Origin of the sequence: Bacillus sp. SN32 (assembly GCF_002837495.1) — a bacterium.
Classification (GTDB): domain Bacteria; phylum Bacillota; class Bacilli; order Bacillales; family Bacillaceae; genus Bacillus; species Bacillus subtilis.
The window spans coordinates 71569-95913 of the sequence record NZ_PJCT01000005.1 but is presented as its reverse complement, the minus strand read 5'-3'; the positions used below and the strand labels follow the sequence as shown (position 1 = coordinate 95913).

Annotated in this window: 25 protein-coding genes; 18 read left to right on the top strand and 7 right to left on the bottom strand. The window is 44.5% G+C overall.

Annotated elements, in window-relative coordinates:
• Positions 1–38: 38 nt before the first annotated feature.
• Complete coding sequence (lipA, locus tag CW370_RS17625; protein ID WP_086343408.1) at positions 39–677, top strand: lipase LipA; 639 nt, start codon at positions 39–41, stop codon at positions 675–677.
• Positions 678–714: 37 nt separating this feature from the next.
• Here lipA and CW370_RS17620 read toward each other — a convergent pair whose 3' ends face one another.
• Entirely contained in the window at positions 715–1098 is a 384-nt protein-coding gene (locus CW370_RS17620) for an RDD family protein (protein ID WP_101169865.1), read from the bottom strand.
• Between the two features lie 234 nt (positions 1099–1332).
• Between CW370_RS17620 and CW370_RS17615 the strand changes: the two genes are divergently transcribed.
• Positions 1333–2409 (top strand): helix-turn-helix domain-containing protein, encoded by a 1077-nt coding sequence (locus CW370_RS17615; RefSeq protein WP_003246276.1) that lies wholly within the window; start codon positions 1333–1335, stop codon positions 2407–2409.
• Positions 2410–2448: 39 nt separating this feature from the next.
• Here the strand turns inward: CW370_RS17615 and natK are convergent, their stop codons facing one another.
• Both natK and natR read right to left on the bottom strand, forming a co-directional pair.
• Positions 2449–3405 (bottom strand): two-component system sensor histidine kinase NatK, encoded by a 957-nt coding sequence (natK, locus tag CW370_RS17610; RefSeq protein WP_101169864.1) that lies wholly within the window; start codon positions 3403–3405, stop codon positions 2449–2451.
• A gap of 12 nt (positions 3406–3417) precedes the next feature.
• The gene (natR, locus tag CW370_RS17605; protein WP_003234759.1) at positions 3418–4119 is read right to left on the bottom strand and encodes a two-component system response regulator NatR; all 702 of its coding nucleotides are present in this window, start codon (positions 4117–4119) and stop codon (positions 3418–3420) included.
• 143 nt (positions 4120–4262) lie between these two features.
• On the opposite strand from natR, the gene natA reads away from it, so the two are divergent.
• From natA to CW370_RS17590, 3 genes are all read left to right on the top strand, one after another.
• On the top strand, positions 4263–5003 hold the full coding sequence (natA, locus tag CW370_RS17600; RefSeq protein ID WP_042977288.1) for a sodium ABC transporter ATP-binding protein NatA: 741 nt from the start codon (positions 4263–4265) through the stop codon (positions 5001–5003).
• The gene (natB, locus tag CW370_RS17595) at positions 5004–6164 is read left to right on the top strand and encodes a sodium ABC transporter permease NatB (RefSeq protein ID WP_024571899.1); all 1161 of its coding nucleotides are present in this window, start codon (positions 5004–5006) and stop codon (positions 6162–6164) included.
• Positions 6165–6299: 135 nt separating this feature from the next.
• A complete protein-coding gene (locus CW370_RS17590) occupies positions 6300–7232 on the top strand; it encodes an aldo/keto reductase (RefSeq protein ID WP_101169863.1) in 933 nt (310 codons plus the stop codon).
• Positions 7233–7271: 39 nt separating this feature from the next.
• Here CW370_RS17590 and CW370_RS17585 read toward each other — a convergent pair whose 3' ends face one another.
• Positions 7272–8336 (bottom strand): DUF4352 domain-containing protein, encoded by a 1065-nt coding sequence (locus CW370_RS17585; RefSeq protein ID WP_003234750.1) that lies wholly within the window; start codon positions 8334–8336, stop codon positions 7272–7274.
• Positions 8337–8358: 22 nt separating this feature from the next.
• Positions 8359–8490 carry a hypothetical protein gene (locus tag CW370_RS21350; RefSeq protein WP_003246334.1) on the bottom strand — a complete coding sequence of 44 codons (132 nt, stop codon included), beginning with the start codon at positions 8488–8490 and terminating at the stop codon, positions 8359–8361.
• Between the two features lie 173 nt (positions 8491–8663).
• Between CW370_RS21350 and CW370_RS17580 the strand changes: the two genes are divergently transcribed.
• Both CW370_RS17580 and CW370_RS17575 read left to right on the top strand, forming a co-directional pair.
• Entirely contained in the window at positions 8664–10085 is a 1422-nt protein-coding gene (locus tag CW370_RS17580) for a YcdB/YcdC domain-containing protein (RefSeq protein ID WP_101169862.1), read from the top strand.
• Between the two features lie 186 nt (positions 10086–10271).
• Positions 10272–11633 carry a YcdB/YcdC domain-containing protein gene (locus CW370_RS17575; RefSeq protein ID WP_024571896.1) on the top strand — a complete coding sequence of 454 codons (1362 nt, stop codon included), beginning with the start codon at positions 10272–10274 and terminating at the stop codon, positions 11631–11633.
• A gap of 7 nt (positions 11634–11640) precedes the next feature.
• Here the strand turns inward: CW370_RS17575 and cwlK are convergent, their stop codons facing one another.
• Positions 11641–12144 carry a peptidoglycan L-alanyl-D-glutamate endopeptidase CwlK gene (cwlK, locus tag CW370_RS17570; protein ID WP_017695036.1) on the bottom strand — a complete coding sequence of 168 codons (504 nt, stop codon included), beginning with the start codon at positions 12142–12144 and terminating at the stop codon, positions 11641–11643.
• Between the two features lie 122 nt (positions 12145–12266).
• Between cwlK and rapJ the strand changes: the two genes are divergently transcribed.
• From rapJ to znuB, 6 genes are all read left to right on the top strand, one after another.
• Positions 12267–13388: a response regulator aspartate phosphatase RapJ gene (gene rapJ, locus CW370_RS17565; RefSeq protein WP_015715201.1), complete on the top strand. Its 1122-nt coding sequence runs from the start codon at positions 12267–12269 to the stop codon at positions 13386–13388.
• 106 nt (positions 13389–13494) lie between these two features.
• Positions 13495–14271, top strand: coding sequence for an SDR family oxidoreductase (locus CW370_RS17560; RefSeq protein ID WP_015382686.1), 777 nt, complete (start codon positions 13495–13497; stop codon positions 14269–14271).
• A 24-nt stretch (positions 14272–14295) separates the two neighbouring features.
• Complete coding sequence (locus CW370_RS17555; protein ID WP_101169861.1) at positions 14296–15981, top strand: glycoside hydrolase family 13 protein; 1686 nt, start codon at positions 14296–14298, stop codon at positions 15979–15981.
• A gap of 186 nt (positions 15982–16167) precedes the next feature.
• Positions 16168–17127: a metal ABC transporter substrate-binding protein gene (locus tag CW370_RS17550; RefSeq protein WP_003234733.1), complete on the top strand. Its 960-nt coding sequence runs from the start codon at positions 16168–16170 to the stop codon at positions 17125–17127.
• Positions 17128–17181: 54 nt separating this feature from the next.
• Complete coding sequence (gene znuC, locus CW370_RS17545) at positions 17182–17877, top strand: zinc ABC transporter ATP-binding protein ZnuC (RefSeq protein ID WP_014475714.1); 696 nt, start codon at positions 17182–17184, stop codon at positions 17875–17877.
• Positions 17835–18674 (top strand): zinc ABC transporter permease ZnuB, encoded by an 840-nt coding sequence (gene znuB, locus CW370_RS17540; protein ID WP_101169860.1) that lies wholly within the window; start codon positions 17835–17837, stop codon positions 18672–18674. Before znuC ends, znuB begins: the two co-directional genes overlap by 43 nt.
• Positions 18675–18714: 40 nt before the next feature.
• On the opposite strand, the gene CW370_RS17535 is transcribed toward znuB, so the two are convergent.
• Positions 18715–19710, bottom strand: a complete 996-nt coding sequence (locus CW370_RS17535) for an LLM class flavin-dependent oxidoreductase (protein WP_101169859.1) — start codon at positions 19708–19710, stop codon at positions 18715–18717.
• 283 nt (positions 19711–19993) lie between these two features.
• Here CW370_RS17535 and CW370_RS17530 point away from each other — a divergent pair, with 283 nt between their 5' ends.
• From CW370_RS17530 to CW370_RS17510, 5 genes are all read left to right on the top strand, one after another.
• Positions 19994–20593, top strand: a complete 600-nt coding sequence (locus CW370_RS17530; RefSeq protein ID WP_014662676.1) for a TerD family protein — start codon at positions 19994–19996, stop codon at positions 20591–20593.
• Positions 20594–20614: 21 nt separating this feature from the next.
• The gene (locus CW370_RS17525) at positions 20615–21196 is read left to right on the top strand and encodes a TerD family protein (protein ID WP_003234723.1); all 582 of its coding nucleotides are present in this window, start codon (positions 20615–20617) and stop codon (positions 21194–21196) included.
• A 34-nt stretch (positions 21197–21230) separates the two neighbouring features.
• Positions 21231–21809 (top strand): TerD family protein, encoded by a 579-nt coding sequence (locus CW370_RS17520; protein WP_003241242.1) that lies wholly within the window; start codon positions 21231–21233, stop codon positions 21807–21809.
• A gap of 51 nt (positions 21810–21860) precedes the next feature.
• Positions 21861–22634 carry a TerC family protein gene (locus CW370_RS17515; RefSeq protein ID WP_003246458.1) on the top strand — a complete coding sequence of 258 codons (774 nt, stop codon included), beginning with the start codon at positions 21861–21863 and terminating at the stop codon, positions 22632–22634.
• 83 nt (positions 22635–22717) lie between these two features.
• A complete protein-coding gene (locus CW370_RS17510; protein ID WP_024571891.1) occupies positions 22718–24331 on the top strand; it encodes a YceG family protein in 1614 nt (537 codons plus the stop codon).
• Positions 24332–24345: the final 14 nt, after the last annotated feature.

Sequence of the window (24345 nt, the reverse complement as noted above, 5' to 3'; positions counted from 1 at the left end):
TATATTTGGAGAATTTGTTACAAAAAAAGGAGGATATTATGAAATTTGTAAAAAGAAGGATCATTGCACTTGTAACAATTTTGATGCTGTCTGTTACATCGCTGTTTGCGTTGCAGCCGTCAGCAAAAGCCGCTGAACACAATCCAGTCGTTATGGTTCACGGTATTGGCGGGGCATCATTCAATTTTGCGGGAATTAAGAGCTATCTCGTATCTCAGGGCTGGTCGCGGGACAAGCTGTATGCAGTTGATTTTTGGGACAAGACAGGCACAAATTATAACAATGGACCGGTATTATCACGATTTGTGCAAAAGGTTTTAGATGAAACGGGTGCGAAAAAAGTGGATATTGTCGCTCACAGCATGGGGGGCGCGAACACACTTTACTACATAAAAAATCTGGACGGCGGAAATAAAATTGCAAACGTCGTAACGCTTGGCGGCGCCAACCGTTTGACGACAGGCAAGGCGCTTCCGGGAACAGATCCAAATCAAAAGATTTTATACACATCCATTTACAGCAGTGCCGATATGATTGTCATGAATTACTTATCAAGATTAGATGGTGCGAGAAACGTTCAAATCCATGGCGTTGGACACATCGGTTTATTGATGAGCAGCCAAGTCAACAGCCTGATCAAAGAAGGGCTGAACGGCGGGGGCCAGAATACGAATTAATGAAAAACAAAACCTTGAAGAATGCTATTCTTCAAGGTTATTCTGCTTTCAGCACAATGGTTTTCGCAGCCATATCATGAACGGTTTGTTTTTTCTTCGTAAATGCGGCAGTCAAATAGATCAGGCGGGAGAACACATGCACCCACGCTATCAGGTAACGGACAATGGCTTGCGGGAAGGTTATTTTTTTATATGTTTCGTCCCTCACGATTTGCAGCCCGATGATTTTTTTGCCCAGCGTGCCCTTCCAATTTGTCAGCGGCATCAGCAAAGGGTACACAATCAGCATCAATATGGCGACAATAATGACACCGGCGGACCCATCGCCAAACGTAAATCCGGCTGCCAAAATCACTGCTGCGGCAATGATTACATCAAGTAAAAGAGCGCAGGCGCGCAGCATGAAACCAGCTAGTTCCAATAGAAACACTCCTTAAAATGTTAAATAAATACCTAATGATTGTAAAAAAGAAGGGCCTAAAGTGGGAATAGGTGATAAGCCTTAAATCACAAAAGTTGGTGAAAATGTCATAGGTAAATTGGCATAATCAACCAGCTTATCACATTACCAAATTCTTTTTTAGCCCGAAACCAAGCCCTCAGAAGTTATTTTTGTTAAAATAGAAAAGTTACAACAGAATTCGGAGGGTTTATTGTGGGAAAAGTGAAACGAAATGCCCCTTGCCCATGCGGCAGCGGCAAGAAATATAAAAAATGCTGCGGAAGTAAAGTTGTCGACTTCCCGGCGGAACTAGCGGCAAAAGAAGCGAAACAAATTCAGGAAGACTTAGTGGAGTATGCCTTCACAGTACATAGAGAAAGCATTTCAGGCTTTATCAACCAGCATGATTTTCTTTCTGCTATGGACAGACAGACGAAAGACATCAGCGTATTTAACTTAGGAATCTGGGGAATCTTCTTCCACCCGCTTGCTGGTGAGAAGACAATCTTCGAAGAGTACCTTCAGAAAAAAGGCGATTCGATCACTCGTCCGAAAACGCGTGAGATCGTAGAATCATGGCAGAGCATGACGCCTGCTTTATTGCTGCTGAAGGACCTGAAGGAAGGCATCATTCACTTTGAAGATGTCATTACGGCAAAACAATTCGAAGTGGAAATGGACGCCAGCAATCAAGACCTTCCTCCAGTGGGAAGCCTGATTCTTGGATACCCAATCCACGAAGCGGAAAAAGCAGAATTCTTCATGCAGTTCACGATCTTCCCGGTGAAGAGAACAGAAGCGCTGATCAGCAAGGTGAAGAAATATGCGGATGCCGCTGTGAAGGACGGCAAAACGCCGGAGGACTTCATGAAGCAGGAATTCAACAACGTTCTGTTCGCGTTGTTAGCTGAGAAAGATGAAGAGCCACAAGCAGAGAAAGCGGAAGTAAGCACTGTTGAGTGGGCAAACGACTTGGAGAAAGAAACCGCTGCGGCTATTGAAGAAGGCATGAGCGGGGAAGAGTATCCGACTGAATTGATCCCAGCTGTTATTGACATCTGGAAAACATTCTGCGAGAAAAAATCACCTGTCATCAGAAAGCCGGAAGCTTTTGCAGCGGCAGTTGAATATTATGTAAACGCGATTTCTCTTAACGGCGCGTCCGTTTCCCAGGCTAAACTGGCGAAAAAATACGGCGTTAGTGCATCAACGATTTCCAGCCGTTACAAAGAAATTGAAAGCACGCTGCAAGATGAAGCAGATCGTTTTGCACAAGCGTTATCCTCATAATGAAAAAAACCTTGAAAAGCTTGGCTTTTCAAGGTTTTTTTATTTCTGAAACGGAATTTTGATTTCTAACCGGAAGACGGGGTGGCGGTAGGTAAAATCCAGCCTGCCAAAAGCGCTCTTCACCAGTTTTTGAATGATATATGTGCCCATGCCTTCATGAGCGCCGTTTTTCGTTGAGCGGCCAAACGATTGATAAATTGTATCGAGCACTTTTGGGTCCATCCCGGGAGTGCTGTTTTCACAAGTCAGTACATAAAGCCCGCTGCGCAGTGAAGTCTCCAGTTTAATCTCTGCTTTTTCTCGGGTCTCCGCCGCGCTGTCGAGCGCATTTTCTAATATGTTGCCGACCAAGCTGACCTGATCAGCAGGCGAAAACGGAAGGGAAGAAAGCGGTGTATGCATATGCAGCGAAACACTCACATTCGAGGCGCGGGCTTTTTCTAAAAAATCATAAAGCACCCCTGCAACGTACGCGTTCTCTCCTTTCAAAAAACGGTCATATTGACTGAATTGATCCGCCCAGTTTTGAATATATGCTTGTGTATCTGCCTTGGGCTGAGCTGATTTGATTGCAGTGATATGTTTCATTGTGTCATGATTCCGGCTTCTGACATCAATCAGCATTTGATTGGCGTGCTGTTCAGCTTGAGTCAGCTTATCAATTTGATCAGAAAGCCTTGCCTGCAAAGCAGACTGTCCGATACGGAGCCCTTCACACCCTGCAAATATCGCGATTACACATAATGCCGGCATGATGTCTGTGCCGATCAGCACTACTCCCGCCGACATCACTTGAATCACGGCAATCCATGCACAAAGCCCTGAGGAACAGTGTTTCCACACCCGCTTCGTATTCCAAATGTACAATCCTGCAGCAGCTGCGCCTAAAACAGCGGTGAGCCAAGAGGCGGCTGTACTGTGTGAAAAAGCAGCAGCTCCCTGATAACATATGAAACTAAATAAAATCAGATAAAGACATTGAAAAAGGGTAATCACGTACTAAACTCCTCAAAAATAGTAGTTTTGAAAATAATCAAGCTGCTGCTTAGTGATCATCGCTTTTTTAGACGTTCCCTCAAAGGAAACTGTGAATGAATGCTTGGTATAAGCGGAAAAATGCTTTATGTAATGAATGTTGATAATAAAGGAACGATGCGAACGAAGAAAATCTTTTTCGGGCAGGTCGCCTTTAATATCATTTAATGTTTGATACGTTTGCACCTCTTCGGCGGTTGTCACAATCGTCGTCGAACGCCCCGTCCGTTCTGCGAAAATAATATCCTTCTTTTGCAGGACGTGCATTTCAGACTTTTGCTTTATCAATATACGCCCATTCAAACTCGTTTCCGTTTTCTTTTTCAAGTAGCGGTCGAAGGAAGCGGCCAGACGGTCGGCATAGTACGGCTTCATAATATAATCATGGACGTTCAGGTCAAAGGCGTGAACCGCATAACCGCCGTGACCGGTAACAAAAATCACATCCACATCAAGTGAATGGGATTTGATCAAATCAGCAAGCTCGTAGCCAGACATATGGGGCATCTCGATATCGGCAAGCAGCAGATCAATGTCTCCGTTCTTTACCCGCCTGTAGGCTTCCTTCGCTGAATCGGTGGAAAAGACAATTTCGACGTCCTGCATTCTGGACACGATCGCTTCCAGCTTCTCTAAATCTACTCGATAATCATCTACAAGTCCGACTTTTACCATTATCATTCCCCTAGTTACATAGAATCATCTTTATTCTATCCCATTTCGCGACATAAAAAGAACTCTTTGCGACAACTTTATCCAACTAATCCAGCTTTTCGTATATAGTCATTACTAGAAATAAAGATAAGGGAGATTGTGACATGATTACACTGACCGATTGCAGCCGCAGGTTTCAGGATAAGAAAAAAGTAGTCAAAGCGGTGCGAGATGTAAGTTTAACAATTGAAAAAGGAGAAGTCGTCGGCATTCTCGGAGAAAACGGTGCCGGCAAAACGACGATGCTGAGAATGATTGCTTCCTTGCTTGAACCATCACAGGGTGTAATCACAGTAGACGGCTTTGACACGGTCAAGCAGCGTGCTGAAGTCAAAAAAAGAATCGGTGTCTTATTCGGAGGAGAAACCGGGCTTTACGACAGGATGACCGCTAAAGAAAATCTCCAATACTTCGGCAGGCTGTATGGGCTGAACCGCCACGAGATCAAAGCAAGAATAGAAGATTTATCGAAACGGTTCGGCATGCGCGATTATATGAACCGGAGAGTGGGCGGGTTTTCGAAAGGCATGAGGCAGAAAGTCGCCATTGCCAGAGCGCTGATTCACGATCCGGACATCATTTTATTTGATGAGCCGACAACTGGGCTTGATATTACGTCAAGCAACATCTTCCGCGAATTTATACAGCAGCTGAAAAGAGAACAAAAAACGATTCTTTTCTCCAGCCACATTATGGAGGAAGTGCAGGCGCTCTGTGACAGTGTCATCATGATTCACAGCGGAGAGGTGATTTACCGAGGGGCGCTTGAATCACTATACGAGAGCGAGCGCAGTGAGGATTTGAATTACATCTTTATGTCTAAGCTTGTCAGGGGGATTTCTTAAATGCTGAGCCATATTTATAAAAAAGAAATGATCGACGCTTTGCGCGACAGAAAAACGATTTTACTCACAATCTTAGTGCCGATGATTATGATGCTTGGACTTGTCTTTTTTTATGAAAGCATGCTGTCCGACAAAGGGGAGCAGTACACGCTGGCTGTCGGCCATTCGCTTCCGCCCGCACTGGAAAGCAAGCTTAATGAGATTGACGAAATCAGCGTAAAAACATTTGCAAAGCCTGAAGAGGCAGTTGATGAAGGAAAAGCAGATGCCTATCTGAACGTCCCGAAAGAGTTCGACTCATATGTCAACAGCATGACACCTTTTAAGGTTGATGTTTACGGCAATTCAATCGATCAAGGGTCTTCAAATGCCATGCAGCTTGTGCAGTCTGCCTTAGATCAGTACAAAAATGAAATTGTGCAGCAACGTTTAACAAATAAGCGCATTGATCAATCGGTCATCCAGCCATTTACGATTCAGCAAAAGGAAGCGGATGAGGAGAAAGGGACTTCCGCTATTATGCTTTCCGCCATTCTGCCCATGCTGATTCTGACTTCCATTGTTTCCGGCGCAATGCCGATCGCTCTTGATATCATGGCCGGTGAAAAGGATCGGAAGTCAATCGAGGCGCTGCTATTAACGCCAGTCAGCAGAAACAAAATGCTGGTCGGCAAGTGGCTTGCGGTTTCCACTTTTGGCGTGGCTTCAGGTGTATTGGCTTTGGTGTTTTTGATTTTGTCCACCGTGTTATTTACCGAAAATTTAAAAACGGCCTTCCAGCTGGGAGATCATATGTGGAGTGTAATCGGCGCTTCAGCCTTAATCATTGTGCTCTCTGCATTGCTGATATCTGCGATGGAGCTTTTCATCAGCATCATGTCCAGCTCGGTAAAAGAAGCGCAAAGTTATATGTCTCTCGTCGTCTTTTTGCCTGTATTCCCGATGTTTTTCATCTTCAGCAAGGCACCGAACCAATTTGACTTATCATACTTTCTCATCCCGTTTCTGAACCTGCATGCGTTATTTAAACAGCTCTTATTCGGGATGGTTGATCCGGCTGCCATTTTATATACGTCGGGAACCATCGCCGTGCTCATCGCCATCTTCTTTTTACTAGCCAGAGCCTGTTTCCTGAAAGACAAATGGGTTCTTCCAAAATAAACTTGCGAAAGGAGAAATACACTTTCTCCTTTTTGTATATCCTGAAAAAAGAAGGAAAATAGAAAAAGGATATCTAATACAAAAAGTGACCCTGCACTATTTTTCATCAAAATTGGTTTCAAAGGAGAAGGAACAATGGATCAAACACGTACACTCGGCAAAACGAAGCTGAAGGTGAAGCGGATCGGATTCGGCGCGAATGCGGTCGGCGGGCATAATCTATTTCCAAATCTAAATGATGAAACAGGGAAGGATTTAGTGCGCACGGCATTGGATGGCGGCGTCAATTTTATCGATACCGCCTTTATATATGGATTGGGGCGATCTGAAGAATTAATCGGCGAAGTCGTACAGGAACGCGGCGTGCGGAATGAGCTCATCATCGCCACCAAAGGAGCTCATAAAGAAGTGAACGGCAGCATTGAATTAGACAATAGCCGGGAGTTTCTTCGCAGCGAGGTCGAGAAGAGCCTGAAGCGGCTGAAAACAGATTATATTGATTTGTATTATGTTCACTTTCCGGATGGAAAAACACCTCTCGCTGAAGTGGCGGGCACTTTGAAAGAGCTGAAGGATGAGGGGAAAATCAAAGCAATCGGCGCTTCGAACCTCGATTATCAGCAATTGCAGGATTTTAATGCTGATGGCTATTTGGAGGTCTTCCAGGCCGAATATTCTCTCATACAGCGTGATGCCGAGAAAGAGCTTCTTCCATACTGTGAACAACAAGGCATTTCCTTTATTCCTTACTTTCCGCTTGCGTCCGGACTGCTGACAGGAAAATTCACGCAAGACACAGTCTTTGATGATTTCAGAAAGGATAAACCTCAATTTCAGGGTGAAACGTTTATCCACAATCTCAAAAAAGTAGATAAGCTGAAAGCAGTAGCGGAGGAAAAACAAGCGGATACGGCACATGTCGCCTTGGCGTGGCTGTTAACGAGACCGGCGATTGATGCCATTATTCCAGGAGCTAAACGACCTGAGCAATTACAGGATAACCTGAAAACCTTGAACATTGAACTCACCGAAGATGAAGTGAATTTCATCAGCGACATTTTCAAATAAAAAAGGAAATAGCCTCCGAGGCTATTTCCTTTTGGTGTTTTATTCTTTGATGAATGCTTCGACTAATTCTGCTGCTCTGTAATCATCCATATCAAGCTGCCATTGGTCGATGTCATTTTTCTTCATTTTTACTTCGACTGTTTTTTCAGATGAAGCAGGTCCAAGCTTTTTAAATTCCTCAGGGTAGACTTGAAGCGCGTATTTCACTGCCTCTTCATAGCTGGCACTAGAGTTTTTACTGTAGTAGTCTTTCACTTTGTCTTCGATACGGTCTGAAAGAGAAGATGCATCTACAGGCTTAACTGTGGCTTCAACAATTGCTTCGTCTTTAGAGATTGAAGTCGTTTTTGCTTGAATGGAAGAGTTTTTGCTTAATCCCTCTTTAATGCCGTTCACGATATTATCAAGCGCTTTGCTGTCCGCATATGTGCTGGAAAGGCCGGAAGCTGAGAGATAACCGTCTTTGGCTGATTCATTAAAATCATTTACAATTTCATTTTTGTTAGCACCGGTGATTTTTTCGAAATCGGCGTTATCTTTGCCGAAAAGAAGGACATCAACATAAGCTGATAACGCTTTTGCAGAATCTTGGAGCTTATCTGCCGTCGCCAGAATTTTTTTGTCTTTTCCGTCAATTTTAAAAGTAACTGATTTTGGCTTTTTATCACCGTAAGATTCCGGCGTATAGTTGAGCTCGTATTGCTTGCCTTTATCTACAACGAAGAAAAGATTTCCTTCAACGGATTTGTCAGCGTTAATCGTGCTGCCTTGAAGCTTTTCGCTATAGTCTTCAGGGTCTGTGTCAGACATTTTGGTATCACCTTGATACAATGTGAAATCCATACTGTCTACATTTAGCGGGTCTTTTCCTGTGTTTTTCACCGCGACATTGACTTTTAACACAAGCTGGTCATCAGAAGTGGACTTATCATATTTAGACGGAAGCGTATAAGAGACATCCTTGATTTTGACTTGAGCTATATCTGAGCTTTTTTCTGTTTCTGATTCTTTCTTCTCCGCGCTTGTTTTGCTGCCGGAACAAGCAGCTGTAAACATCATCAGCAGAAGAATTAGGAAAACAGCGTACGTTTTTTTCTGAAACATTCATTTTTCCTCCTCAAATGGTTTAGGAAAGGGGAGTCTTTTGTCTTTGAGAAATGGATCTTTTTGAATGGATTAGCATCATATAACCAAAAAAATCAGTTCTTTTCTCACGGTTTTCACCGGATTTTCTGGAAACTCCGCCCTCCTTTGTCATGAATGGACCTATAAAAAGTTACAACGGAATTAATTTTAAGATTATTAGCTTTTATATTGAATAGGTTCATCATCCTATTTTTGGTGAAAAATGTTCTGGTAAAACTGGTAAACTCAGAAAACTGTGTATTTTAGACTATTACTTTTTGATTAGTTGAAGGGAACATAAGAAGGATGAAAGGGGCTGCCTTTGTGAAGAAAGAGGAACTGAAACAAAAAGCACTGGAAATCGGCAGGGTGCCGACACATTTAAAACTGGAAATTGAAGATTATGGCGGTGATGACAAAAGAGCCTATTTTTGTTGGACAGATCCTCAGGATGAGAATATCGGCATTATCGTGGAACTGGGACCGGACGGGGAGCTGGAATCCCTTTCCCGTGATATTGAGCCTGAAAGCGGAGAAAGGCTGTCTGAGGAGAAACTAGAGGATATCATGCGCCAATTTGTCGAGACTCATCATCCGGGGGCACTCTCTGCCTTTGTTCGTGAAGAAAATGACCGTGCATACGGCGATAAAGTGAGATTTTCATATGTTCAAATGGAGGCTGGGCTTCCTCTCCCCATGAGCGGACTTATGGCTGATGTTTCCTTATCAGGTGAGATCGTTTACTTCCGCTATTACGGCGAAGCGGGCAGCATCATCAAGCCAAAGAGGGTCGCGGATGTTGAAGAGGCACTTGCCTTTATCAAGAAGGACGTGGAGTTCGACCTTTTGTTTGAGGTTCTCCATCGTTCTGTTTACAAAAACGGAGATGATCAGCCGCATTTGGTGTATGAGCCTGAATGTAGGGCGATTACCGTACCTGCGGATTTGGTTCAAGAAGAACAAGGAGGAGTTGATGATGACGATGATTACAGGGAGCCGGAGAGCTTTCCTCTCCCTTTATTCGAGGGCATCCGCGAAAAGGCCGATCCTGACAGTATGATTGGTATTGAAAATGGGTTTGTCAAAGAGCGGGAAGCGGATTTGGGAGATGGGAGAATCGGAATCGTTTGGCGGAATCCGGATGACCCTGTGTATCAGCCGGCGGATAAAAGCATGGACAGCTGGTTTAAGGGACGGACTCATCAAGTGCTGAAAACCATCTATAACAAAGAAACCGGAAAACTCGAAGGCGTCATGTCATTTATGGAGAAAAAAGGGCCGCTGACAGTAACCTTGGCAGAGTGTGAAAAAATCGCGCTTCGCTTTCTGTTTGCTTTATTTCCGAATGCCGATCAATATTTTAGGATCAGATACGACGAAAAGGATGAAGAAGAAAACGCAGTCGCTGGTTTTACGTTTGAAGCGCATTGTCACGGAGTTCCGATCCGATTTGGGCAGATCAGAATTTGTGTCAGCCGCCAGACAGGGGATATCACCGTTTATATGGGACCGGATATTGACCCAAATAAGCTGGCAGCCATTGATCCCATTCCGGCCATTTCAGTTGAACAAGCCAAGGCTATCTTTTGGCAGCATTTTAAAGTTGAGCTTGGCTGGGAAAGAGAGTACGGAGATGATGAAGAACACAGCTACCGGCTCGTCTATAAGCCAGTGTATCCGCGTTTTATCGATGCACATACAGGAGAGCCTGTCTTCAGCTCATGGTAAAACAGCCAAAAGTCACGCAATTGCCTCAGGTATAGAAGAGAGTATGTGATGAAAGTAACAGAAAGAATCTCGAAAAACAATGACAATAATAGAAAAGGACCTTTCTTCACTTTAAATGAAGAAAGGTCTTTTTATATAATAAACAGGATTCTCTTTGTCGTAGACTCTTTGAAAGGGATGACTTCATTGGTTAATAAACAGCTGAAAAAGAAGGCGCAGGAGATCGGAAATGTACCGACGCATTATGAGCTTGAGATAGAAGATTACGACCAAAAGCAAAAGAAGAACGGGCAGGCATATTTTATCTGGAAGGACCCTAAAGATCCGGAAAAGCACATTACAGTTGAACTTAGAAATGACGGCGCTTTGCTCACCTTTTCAACAACTGTCCGCTCCGAGACAGACAAACAACTTCCAGATGCTGAGCTGAAGCTGACGGCTCTTCAGTTTGCCGCTGCCAATCATCCCGGCACATTTATGAATTTTCATTTTCAAGGCAAGGAAGAACGGGGGCAGCACATCCGGTTTGTCTATACCAAAATGGAGCTGGGGCTTCCGATTCCCAATTCAGGCTTTTTAATTGATATGACACGCAGCGGTCAGATTGTCCACTTTCTATATTACGGGGAAGGGCATAAAGCCGAAGTTCCGACGGAATTTGTAGCAAAAGAGAAGGTTGTGTCCCATTACTTAAACACAATGTCTTTTGAGCTGATGTACGATGTCATTGATGGCGAACAGGAACCAAGGCTTGTATATGAACCGATTCTCCCGGGATACAGCTATCCCGCAGATGTAGACGAAATTGTGCCCGACCAGCATATCGCAGATGAAAGAATAGAAAACACGGCGCCACTGCCGCCGCTTCAGTACAAGGAAGAAGTTGATATATTTGCCTTGCTGGGTTTTACCTATGATATGCAGAAAGTCAGTGAAAGAGACTTTGGGGAACAAATTGGAAGCACGTGGCGCAGGGGCGCTGCGCCGGAGCGTAAGGATTTAAGCATAGGAAGCTATTTTGAAACGAGAAATAAAAACACAATCAAAATGAAGACGGATAAAAGAACCGGAAAATTAAAAGCAGCGCTTTCTTTTATGGAGCGGCAGAACAACCGCCAATGCTCCACGGAAGAATGCCAAGAGATAGCGCTTCAATTTTTGTATGCCCTCTATCCGAGAGCGGCGGAGTTTTTCAGGGTGAATCCCGTCCGAATTGATGAAAGAGGGAGAGTCCGCAACCATTTTTCTGTCTGGTATAAAGGAGTGCCGCTGCGGTTCGGCGCTGCCCGCATCATTGTCAATCCGGAAACTGGGTTGATTGACGCTTTTATGGCGCCTGATATTGAACCTGAACAATTGGAAGCGATAAATCACAGGCCGGATGTTTCCGCTGAAGAAGCGAGAGAAGCGTTTTTAGCCGCTTTTGATGTGAAGCTGGAATGGCAGCCTGACTTTACTGCAGGCAGTGACCAGCACTACAAACTTGTCTATAAGCCGGTTTACCCTTCCTATATTGATGCGCACATAAGGAAAAAGAAAAGGCTGTGAGGGGTGTCTAGTTAGGAATCATCTCCAAGTGGGGGTAGTCCTTGAATCGTTTCCAATCCCCGCCCCATTCAAAACCGAGTGTCTTAGCAATCTCGACAACCTCCAGCCAATCTGATTTTCCGTTTTGATTGCCGTCATATTCCATATCCCATATGATGCTTCCATCCTTTTTTTGAAGGGCGAAATCAATCGCTAAACCATAGTTATGATACGATTCCCCTCCTCTTGCATAGGTGACAATATTCCCTTTTTTTGTACGTCCCTGTTTATATAATTCATCTTGTTCCTTAAAGGACCTGAATCCTTCAGTAATGACGACGGTAATGCCTTTATTCGCTGCAGCGGCTTTGAGTGCATCGGCATTCTGCTTCACAATCGGATGAAGATCCGAGGGGACAGGCATGTCCTGCAGGGCGTTTTGAGAATGCCATTCATGCCGAATATAACTAAAACAAAGATCTAGAAGAAATAGAATACATAAGATAACAAATGTTTTTGCGGGTAACTTCATATCGGTCTCACTTTCTCAAGATGTGCTGAATGTTAACGCTTTTAAGTGATTGACTCTCTCTAAAAGCGAACAGCTATGATAAAATATAACATAAATAGTAGCAGGAGGAAGGAGGCAGACCGATGAGAGCAAAGATTCCATCAGAAGAAGTAGCAGTAAAGCTGAATGAATGGTACAAGCTCATTCGCGCATTTGAAGCAGATCAAGCAGAAGCGTTAAAGCAGGAGATTGAATACGATTTAGAAGATATGGAAGAGAACCAGGACTTGCTTTTATATTTTTCTTTGATGGAATTCCGGCATCGAATCATGCTTGATAAGCTGATGCCGGTGAAAGACAGCGACACCAAGCCTCCGTTCTCTGATATGCTGAACGAAATTGAAAGCAATCAGCAAAAACTCACGGGCTTATTGGAATACTACTTTTATTATTTCAGAGGAATGTACGAATTCAAGCAGAAAAATTTCATATTAGCGATCGACCATTATAAACATGCCGAGGAGAAGCTCGAGTATGTCGAGGATGAGATCGAAAAAGCTGAGTTTCTTTTTAAAGTCGCAGAAGTATATTATCACATCAAACAAACGTATTTTTCCATGAATTATGCGAGCCAGGCGCTTGATATCTATACGAAATATGAACTGTACGGTCGCCGCCGGGTTCAGTGTGAATTTATCATCGCCGGAAATTTGACCGATGTGTATCATCATGAAAAAGCACTGACCCACTTGTGCAGCGCTTTAGATCATGCCAGGCAGCTTGAAGAAGCATACATGATCGCCGCTGCCTATTATAATGTCGGACACTGTAAGTACAGTCTGGGTGATTACAAAGAAGCGGAGGGCTATTTCAAAACAGCCGCCGCCATTTTTGAGGAGCACAACTTTCAGCAAGCTGTTCAAGCTGTATTTTCACTGACCCATATCTACTGTAAAGAGGGAAAATACGACAAGGCAGTAGAGGCGTATGACCGCGGGATAAAGAGCGCGGCTGAATGGGAGGATGACATGTACTTGACGAAATTCCGCCTCATTCATGAGCTGTATCTTGGAAGCGGCGACCTGAACGTGCTTACAGAATGCTTTGACCTGCTGGAATCCAGGCAGCTTCTTGCCGACGCCGAAGATCTGCTGCATGATACAGCGGAACGTTTCAATCAGCTGGAACATTACGAGTCCGCCGCTTTCTTTTACCGCAGGCTGATGAATATTAAAAAGAAGCTTGCTGAGCAGCGTTTTCAATAGGAAATGGCAGAGAACTACAGGTTCTCTGCTTTTTTTGTGCTGTTTTCAACTCGGAAAAACAGGGTATTTTCCACTGCATAGTGAGAAACAGAGGAGGATATCAAGTATGTACAAAGATTTAACCGGAAAAACAGCGATTGTGACAGGGTCTTCAAAAGGAATCGGGAAGGCCATTGCGGAACGGTTCGGACAGGAGAAAATGAATGTTGTTGTAAACTACCACAGCGACCCGTCTGGAGCCGATGAAACCCTGGAAATCATTAAGCAGAACGGAGGGAAAGCCGTCGCAGTTGAGGCGGACGTGTCAAAAGAAGAGGGGATTCAGGCGCTCTTGGACACAGCATTAGAGCATTTCGGCACGCTCGATGTGATGGTAAACAACTCCGGTTTTAACGGTGTTGAGGCGATGCCGCATGAGATGAGTCTTGAAGATTGGCAGAGAGTGATTGATGTCAATGTTACCGGAACCTTTCTGGGAGCGAAAGCAGCACTTAACCACATGATGAAAAACAATATCAAGGGCAATGTGCTGAATATCTCAAGTGTTCATCAGCAGATTCCGCGCCCTGTCAACGTTCAGTATTCCACATCCAAAGGCGGCATCAAGATGATGACGGAAACGCTGGCGCTCAATTATGCGGATAAGGGAATCCGCGTCAATGCGATAGCGCCCGGCACCATTGCCACAGAATCAAATGTTGATACGAAAAAGGAAGAGAGCAGGCAAAAACAATTGAAAAAAATCCCGATGAAAGCCTTCGGAAAGCCTGAAGAAGTGGCGGCAGCAGCGGCTTGGCTCGTATCTGAGGAAGCAAGCTATGTGACCGGCACAACACTTTTCGTCGATGGCGGGATGACACTTTATCCGTCTCAGCTTGAATAGAACACAAAACAGGGGGATTGCGGGATGAAAACAGACTGGTGGAAGGATGCAGTGGTGTACCAAATTTACCCGAGAAGCTTTCAGGACAGCAATGGAGACGGAATTGGGGATTTGCGGGGGATTATTTCCCGTCTTGACTACATAAAGGAGCTCGGGGCAGATGTGATTTGGATTTGCCCGATCTATCCTTCTCCGAATGTTGATTACGGCTATGATGTGACAAACCATAAGGCGATTATGGATTCTTACGGAACAATGGACGATTTTCACGAGCTGCTGGACCAGGTGCATCAGCGGGGATTAAAGCTGGTGATGGACTTTGTGTTAAATCACACCTCGGTCGAGCATCCGTGGTTTAAAGAAGCGGAGCTGGACAAAAACAGCAAATACCGCAGCTATTATTATTGGCGTCCCGGCACAAAGAACGGCCCGCCGACGGACTGGCTCTCAAACTATGGGTGCCCGGTCTGGCAATACGAAGAGCACACCGGAGAATACTATCTCCATATGAATGCCGTCAAACAAGCTGATTTAAACTGGGAAAATCCCGAAGTTCGCCAGGCGGTGTATGACATGATGAAATTTTGGCTCGATAAAGGGGTCGACGGTTTGCGAATTGATCAGCTCCATCTCATTTCTAAGAAAGAATATCTTCCTTCGTATGAGGACTATATCAATCAGCAGGCAGAGCCGAAGCCCTTTCAGCCAAATGGCGAACGAATCCATGACTATTTAAAAGAAATGACAGATGAAGTGTTTTCCCAATATGATGTCATGTCTGTCGGAGAGGTCGGCAGTGTCACACCGGAAGAAGGCCTGAAATATACGGGAACAGATAAGCATGAGCTGAATATGATTTTTCACTTTCAGCATATGGAGCTTGATCAGCAGCCCGGAAAAGAACATTGGGATTTGAAGCCCCTTGAGCTTTCTGATTTAAAATCGGTTTTGACAAAATGGCAAAAGAAGCTTGAACATCAAGGCTGGAATACATTGTTTTGGTGCAACCATGACCAGCCCCGGATTGTGTCCAGATTCGGAGACGATGGGGAATACCGCAAAACATCAGCGAAAATGCTGGCAACCGTACTTTATTTTATGAAGGGCACGCCGTATATTTATCAGGGAGAAGAAATCGGGATGACAAACGCGCCGTTTACCCGGATTGAAGACTACAAAGATATCCAAACGATCAATATGTATCATAAACGGGTGTTTGAAAAAGGCTATGATCCAAATGATGTGATGAGATCGATCTTAGCCAAAAGCCGGGATCACGCCCGGACCCCGATGCAGTGGAACAGCGGCAAAAATGCCGGATTTACTGACGGCACGCCTTGGCTGAAGGTCAATCCAAACTTCACCGCAATCAATGTGGAGGAAGCGCAGGGAGATCCTGATTCGGTCTTAATCTATTACAAAAAGCTGATCAGCCTGAGAAAGCAGTACGCTGACCTCATGAAAGGGAGCTTTGATCTTTTGCTTCCGGATGATCCGCAGTTGTTTGTATACATGAGAGAAAACAGTAAACAGCAGCTTTTGTCGGTCAATAATTTTTCAAAAGAGCAGGCTGTTTTTCAGTGGCCCAAGAACTGCGGCAAAGCTCAGGCCTCTCTGCTTCTCAGCAATTATAACAACGATGATCTTGCTGACGAAATGGTGTTCCGGCCTTATGAGAGCAGGGTCTATCTTTTGGACAAAACAAACTAATGATTGAAGTAGCCCGGCATTCTTAGCCGGGTTTTTTAGTACATATATTCGCTCTGCAGGCGGGAAGAATAAATGAAAATGAAATTTATTCTTGCAAAACGTAATGACTTCGGTTTATTATGATATAGGATTACAAAATCGTTATCATTTTGATTTAAAGTTACTGAAAAAGAGGGGATATACGATATGTTTAAAAAATGGAGCGGTTTGTTTGTGATTGCAGCGTGCTTTTTATTGGTTGCAGCATGCGGTAACTCATCAACAAAAGGGTCGGCGGATTCAAAGGGTGATAAACTGCACGTTGTCACAACGTTCTACCCGATGTATGAATTCACAAAACAAATTGTAAAAGACAAAGGCGATGTGGATCTGTTAATCCCATCTTCCGTTGAACCGCATGATTGGGAACCGACGCCGAAAGACATTGCCAACATTCAGGATGCTGATTTGTTTGTTTATAATAGTGAATACATGGAGACATGGGTTCCGTCAGCTGAAAAAAGCATGGGCCAAGGCCATGCCGTTTTCGTTAATGCAAGCAAAGGCATTGATTTAATGGAAGGCTCTGAAGAAGAACACGAAGAGCATGATCATGGGGAACATGAGCACAGTCATGCAATGGACCCTCACGTATGGCTCAGCCCTGTTCTGGCACAGAAGGAAGTTAAAAATATTACGGCGCAAATCGTGAAGCAGGACCCGGATAACAAAGAATACTATGAGAAAAATAGTAAAGAATATATTGCAAAACTGCAGGATCTTGATAAACTATATCGTACAACCGCAAAAAAAGCGGAGAAAAAAGAATTTATCACGCAGCATACAGCTTTTGGCTATCTGGCAAAAGAATACGGCTTGAAGCAGGTTCCGATTGCAGGGCTTTCACCTGACCAAGAACCGAGCGCAGCCAGCTTGGCAAAGCTGAAAACATATGCCAAAGAACATAATGTAAAAGTCATTTACTTTGAAGAAATTGCATCCTCAAAGGTCGCAGATACGCTCGCCAGTGAAATCGGCGCGAAGACAGAAGTGCTGAATACACTGGAAGGCTTGAGCAAAGAAGAACAGGATAAAGGTTTAGGGTATATCGACATTATGAAACAAAACCTCGATGCCCTGAAAGATTCACTATTGGTTAAATCATAAGATAGTGTGCGCCGGAGGGTGCACACTATTTCTTTGTGAGAAAGGAAGATTAACATGAATCTCGTCTCATTGAAAGATATCGTTTTCGGCTATTCCCATACGCCTGTTTTAGATAAAGTATCACTTGATATTGAAAGCGGTGAGTTCGTCGGCATCACTGGACCAAACGGCGCATCTAAATCGACGCTCATAAAGGTAATGCTCGGCATGCTGAAACCATGGGAAGGCACAGTGACGATCAGTAAAAGGAATACAGAAGGGAAACGCCTGACCATAGGGTACGTCCCGCAGCAAATTTCTTCATTTAATGCCGGCTTTCCGAGCACGGTGCTGGAGCTTGTTCAGTCAGGCCGCTATACAAAAGGGAAATGGTTTAAACGTTTAAATGAAGAAGATCATCTTGAAGTAGAAAAAGCACTGAAAATGGTGGAAATGTGGGAGCTCCGCCATCGTAAAATCGGTGATTTATCAGGCGGACAGAAACAGAAAATCTGTATCGCCAGAATGCTCGCCAGCAACCCGGATCTGCTGATGCTGGACGAACCGACGACAGCTGTTGATTACGACAGCAGAAAAGGATTTTACGAATTTATGCATCACCTTGTGAAAAATCACAACCGCACAGTTGTGATGGTTACTCACGAACAAAACGAAGTACAGCAATTTTTAGATAAAGTGATTCGATTAGAGAGAGGAGAAAAAGGCGGATGGAAATGTTTGACTTGGAATTCATGCGACGAGCTTTTCTAGCAGGCGGCATGATCGCCGTCATGGCTCCGATACTAGGAGTGTATCTCGTTCTCAGAAGACAGGCCTTAATGGCTGACACACTTTCACATATCTCATTGTCAGGTGTTGCCATCGGCTTTTTTCTCAGCACCAATATAACCGCAGCAAGCATAGTCGTCGTGACCATTGGCGCGATCGGAATTGAATACATGCGGCGGGCGTATCGGACTTATTCAGAAGTGTCCATTGCCATCTTAATGGCAGCTGGTTTGTCCTTCGCGATGTTTTTAATCAGCCTTTCCAAAGGCACAGCCAATATGAGCATCGATCAATACCTATTTGGATCGCTTGTGACAGTAAACCAGCAGCAGGTCTATATTATCAGTATTATCACACTGCTGATCCTGCTTTATTTTATCGTACTGAGAAGGCCGCTCTACCTGCTGACGTTTGATGAAGCAACAGCCAAAACATCGGGAATCAATACAAACGTTCTCTCGTTGTCATTCAGTATTGTCACAGGCCTTGCGATTTCAGTCATTATTCCGATCATCGGGGTCCTTCTTGTATCAGCCCTGCTCGTATTGCCGGCAGCATTCGCCATCAGAATTGCAAAAGGCTTTAACATGGTTTTCATTACAGCCATACTCATTTCGTTATTCAGCGTATTTACGGGACTGACATCATCCTATCAGCTCGGGACGCCGCCAGGTCCGTCTATTACCCTGCTATTGATTGTTTTGCTATTAATCGGATTTGCAGTTCAGGGAGTTTGGACGTTTATCAAAAAAGAAGCTCAGCGCAAAAAAAGGCGCTGATAACATAAAAAGCAGTTTTCCCTAGGGAAAACTGCTTTTTTTATAGAAACAATCCGGCAAGGCGCTCATACGATTCTTTTTTCGCCTCAAAATCAAACACATTGCACAGAACCATGATTTCATTTGTTTCATAGCGGTCTGTGAGGTCTAACAGCTGTTGTTTGACAGTGGTTGGAGAACCGATCACCATCCGCTTTCTGTTTTCTTCTATGAGTTTTTTATCGGACGCTGTATAGGGATGGGCTTTAGCCTCCTCGATGCTTGGCACGCGGCTGTCCAAGCCTTTCCCGACGCGAAGAAGCCACAAATCCTGGCTTAATGCGAGTTCTTCTGCCTCTTCATCTGTTTTCGCGCAAATGACAAAAATCGTAAAAAGTGCGGACGGATTCGAAAAATGGGCTGAGGGCCGAAAGCTTTCCCGGTAGATGCGGAATGCATTTTCTCCTCGCTCGGGATTAATGAAATGCCCAAACACATATCCAATCCCCTGGTGCGCCGCGCGTCTTGCGCTGTTTTCACCAAGACCAAGCACCCATAGCTCGGGTGCCGTGCCAATAAGGGGCGCCGCTTTGATTCCGGCATACGGATGGTCGGGAGGAAGGGAATCTGTTAGAAAATAAGAGACATCCTGCAGCTGTCTGTTAAATTCGGTTAAGCTTTTTTTCACCCCGTCCGTTAACGCAATCCTGGTTTTTGTCGTGCCGCCGGGGGAACGGCCGACGCCGAGGTCAATCCGGTTTGGATACAGGGCCTCAAGCTGGCGAAAGGTTTCAGCCACTTTAAATGGGCTGTATTGGGGCAGAAGCACGCCGCCTGATCCGACACGAATGGTGTTTGTCTGTGCTGCGATGCGGGCGATCATGATTTCAGGCGCTGTGCTTGCCAGTCCTTTCGTGCTGTGATGCTCGGCAAACCAATAACGCTTATAGCCCCACTGTTCGCTTAATTGGGCAAGCTCAACCGAATGCTGAAGAGTTGTCACAGGGCTTTCTCCTTTAGAAACAGGTGCCTGATCAAGTATGCTTAAATGAATCAAAAGGCCGCTTCCTTTCTGTCTGTTTTTAGATGGTGACACAAGAATAGGCAAAATGACTTGCCCGCGTCAAATGGTTTGTTTAAGAAGCGCACTTTATAGCATTTGCAAATCATATATCAAATATGGAAGTTTTTTTTCGAGGTTTTTCGTCAATTATTCTTAACTTTTACGAAACTTTGATATAATAACAAACGTATATATTAGTAATTTACGGCTTATTTTCCTTGTGAGCGTAAAAATAAATGTGACTATCTTCACATTTTGATGAGTAGGAGTGAATCGTGTGGCAATTTCTTTAGAAAAAGGTCAACGAATTGATTTAACAAAAGGAAAAGCCGGTCTGTCAAAATTGATGGTCGGTCTCGGCTGGGACCCAGTGTCCTCAGGCGGAGGGTTCTTCAGCAAACTGCTTGGCGGAGGCGGTCCGAATATCGACTGTGACGCTTCAGTGCTGATGCTGGAAAACGGAAAATTCACCGAAAAGAAAAATCTGATTTATTTCGGCAACCTGAAAAGCCGCTGCGGCGGTGTACAGCATACAGGCGACAACCTGACGGGTGACGGTGCGGGCGATGACGAGCAAATTATGATAGATTTAGATAAAGTGCCTGGAAACATCGATAAGCTTGTATTTGTAGTGAACATTTACGATTGTGTCAGAAGAAAACAAGATTTCGGCATGATTCAAAATGCGTTTATCCGCGTAGTTGATCAATCTAATCACGAGGAAATGCTCAAGTACAATTTGAGAGACAATTACGCCGGCAGAACAAGCCTGATTACAGCAGAAATCTACCGCAGCGGCAGTGAGTGGAAGTTTGCGGCGATCGGTGAAGGCACAAACGATACGAGATTAGAAGATATTATCAGCCGATACGTATAAAAGAAAAGGAGTGGATGAAACATGACAATTTCATTGGCAAAAGGACAAAAAGTAGATTTAACAAAAACAAATCCGGGTCTTTCAAAGGTTGTTGTCGGTTTAGGCTGGGATACGAACAAGTATGACGGCGGGCACGACTTTGATCTTGACTCAAGTGTGTTTCTGTTAGACGCTGCAGGCAAATGCGCATCTCCAAACGACTTTATTTTCTACAACCAGCTTGAAGGCGGCAACGGTTCAGTCGTTCATTCAGGCGACAACCTGACTGGTGCTGGCGAAGGCGATGATGAGAATGTAAAAGTAAATCTCAGCGCTGTACCGGCAAACATTGATAAAATCTCATTTGTTATTACCATTCACGATGCAGAGGCGCGCAGCCAAAACTTTGGACAAGTATCAAACGCGTTTGTCCGCATCGTAAATGAAGAAACAAATGAAGAGCTCATCCGTTACGATCTTGCAGAAGATTTCTCTATTGAAACGGCAATCATTGCAGGGGAGCTTTACAGACATAACGGCGAGTGGAAATTCTCCGCAATCGGCTCAGGCTACCAAGGGGGCCTTGCCCGCATTGCAACAGACTACGGTTTGCAAGTCGGTTAAGACAAATACGAAGAGCAGAAAGGAGAGAGGCAGTATGGCCATTCAATTATCAAAAGGACAGCGCATTGATTTAACGAAAACAAATCCGGGACTGACAAAAGCGGTGATCGGCTTAGGCTGGGATACAAACAAGTATTCCGGCGGACACGATTTTGACCTGGATGCTTCGGCCTTTTTAGTTGATGCGCATGATAACTGCGTAAATGATCTCGATTTCGTCTTCTATAATAACCTTGAACATCCGAGCGGCGGTGTCATCCATACGGGTGACAACCGCACGGGTGAGGGCGACGGAGATGATGAGCAGATTATCGTTGATTTCTCAAAAATCCCTGCTCACATTGAGAAAATCGGCATCACAGTGACCATTCACGACGCTGAAGCACGCAGCCAAAACTTTGGACAAGTTTCCAATGCATTTGTCCGCGTTGTGGATGAAGAAACGCAGAATGAGCTTCTTCGCTTCGATTTGGGAGAAGACTTCTCCATTGAAACAGCTGTTGTCGTTTGTGAGCTTTACAGACACGGCGGCGAGTGGAAATTCAATGCGATCGGCAGCGGATTTTCCGGCGGGCTGGCTGCATTGTGCCGGAATTACGGTTTGCAAGTGTAAGCGAGTGACAAATAGAGAAGTCACCGTTTCAAATTAATAGGAGGAAAAAACTTGGACTTTTTACATCATATTTTGTCTACGTATGCTTCATTTTTCGATTGGAAAATGTGGGGGGAAGTTCTGACCGATCCTGTTTCCTGGGGTTTGATCGGTTCCCTTGTTGTTTTGGAAGGCCTTTTATCGGCCGATAACGCGCTTGTTCTTGCGGTCATGGTTAAACACCTGCCGGAAAAACAGCGGAAAAAAGCGTTAACGTATGGTTTGTTTGGAGCTTATATTTTCAGGTTTATTTTCATCGGGCTCGGTATGCTTCTCATTAAATTCTGGTGGATCAAGGTGCTTGGCGCGCTTTACCTGGCTTGGCTCGTCATTAAGCACTTCTGGATAGGCGAAAAAGAAGAGGAAGCGGACGGCATGAAGAAAAACTCTTGGATGGTCCGTACGTTCGGGATCTTCTGGGCGACTGTCATTTCAGTAGAATTAATGGATCTTGCCTTCTCTGTGGACAGCATCCTGGCCGCGTTTGCAGTATCTGAAAAAGTATGGGTGCTTCTGATTGGCGGTATGCTTGGTATTTTAATGATGCGTACAGTGGCAAAAGTGTTCCTTGTGCTGATTGATAAAATTCCTGAGCTGGAAAACACAGCATTCGTCTTAATCGGCATTATCGCGCTGAAAATGGCGGGGAGCGCTTTCCATTACGAAATGCCGCACTCTGTATTCTTCATCATCATTATCGCTGCATTTGCGGTAACATTGATCATTCACTACATCAATAAACAAAAGCAAGTGCGCGAACAAACAGCCGCTTCAAAAGAAGAATAAAACAAAACAAGGAGGGAGGTTCAATGTCCTTCCTTTTTTGTTACCGAAATATCGTTCAATGACAAACCGGAAAGGAGGATATGATGAGACAAGAAGAACTAACCATTCATAAAGCACTTCCGGCTGATGGCGATTGGAAAAGCCTGCTGTTTCAGCCATTGCCGGAGCGGGATCACTATGAAACTGCACAAGGCCTTTCTTTTTCTCGTCTTGCCGGACAGATATTGGGCACGCCTATTGATGAGACGGACTACTATAACGAGCTGTATGAGCTGTCTGTAAACGACCGCATAACGATTTTGAGTGAAACGCTTGATAAAACAATCGAACCGGAAACATTTCAAAAGCTTCAGCATATTCATTCCATCAATCAGAAAGAAAAAGGGCTGTCAGTCAGCCGCTTTGTTGCCTTTCTGGACGGGGAAAAGCTGATTGCGAAGCACTCAAATCCCTTGATGCACCGCCATTTAAGAAAAGCGCTGATGACGCTTTTACATACCTTTGCGGACAGTCATGAAAAGGGGCTGAATCATCCTGATTTTCGCAGAGTGCTGCTTGATGTCTCGAAGTTTTCCTTAAACCATCTGAACCCTTGGCTGGAAAAAACCGATATAGAGCGGGAGATGCCGAAGGTTGTTTGGTATGGAGATGCGACGAAAAGCCAGCTCTATTTCTTATATTATCTGATGCTAGTCGGCTGTGATGTACTACTGTTCCATCCGGCGGGAACGGATCAGCTGGCGCTTGTCGACCCGAAGCAGGAGCTCGGTTTTACGGAAAAGCTCCCGGATGTTTCTGAGCTTCAGCCGTTTCCGAAAGAAAAACCTGACCGGAAATCAACAGTGGCTTACCGCTCAACAAAGGAAATTGAACATGTGCTGAATCACGAGGAATCCATGCTGTATAAGCCGTGGCAGTTCAGAGATCACACACCGGTGTCTGTTACGCTGAAAACGACCTATGATGAATTGTTTTTAATCACGAAAGAACGCGCCTTTATTCGGCCGAATTTCAAAGCAGATAAATATTCCATTGAGATTCCGAATGTATTCGCCAAAATTATGGGCGTGTCGAAAGACAATAAGGAATATTGGAACAGGCTTCATACTCTAGCGGATTATCAGGAAACAGAAATGGTCAGAAGCTTTCCATTTACAGAAGAAATAAAGTCGAACTATCAATTTCACTACAGCCACGCACTTGATCAAGAAGGGAACATTGATCCGGACAAGCTGATGGCAAGCAATGTGTGGCAGTACAAACAGCTGCCGGCAGGCGTTCAGACTGCCATTGCCAAAACGATTTCGAGAATGTGCAGGCACCCGCGGCTTAAGGCTTTGCATCAGGAACAAGTCAAGGATGTTCAAATCTATTTGTTTAAACAAACAACAAACCTGCCTGCTAATCTGCTGAAATTGATTCAAATGTTCGACTATGCGCAAACTGTTCCGAAACTCGTTTTATATCATACGGAAATGAGCGGCGGACTCGCGCGTTCGGATGCTGCCGCCCTGCTGTTCCTGAATGAAATCGGAATCGATATCATCATTTATAATCCGCCCGGACACCAAGATATTGAGCAGTTTATTGAAGAGGACCAGTATGATATCCACTGGCTGGATGACATGGTGTTTCAGCAGGACTACAAAGAGCCTTCGCTTGTGAAAAGGCTCTTCAGAACCATTACCCAAAAATAAGGAGAGAAGAAAAG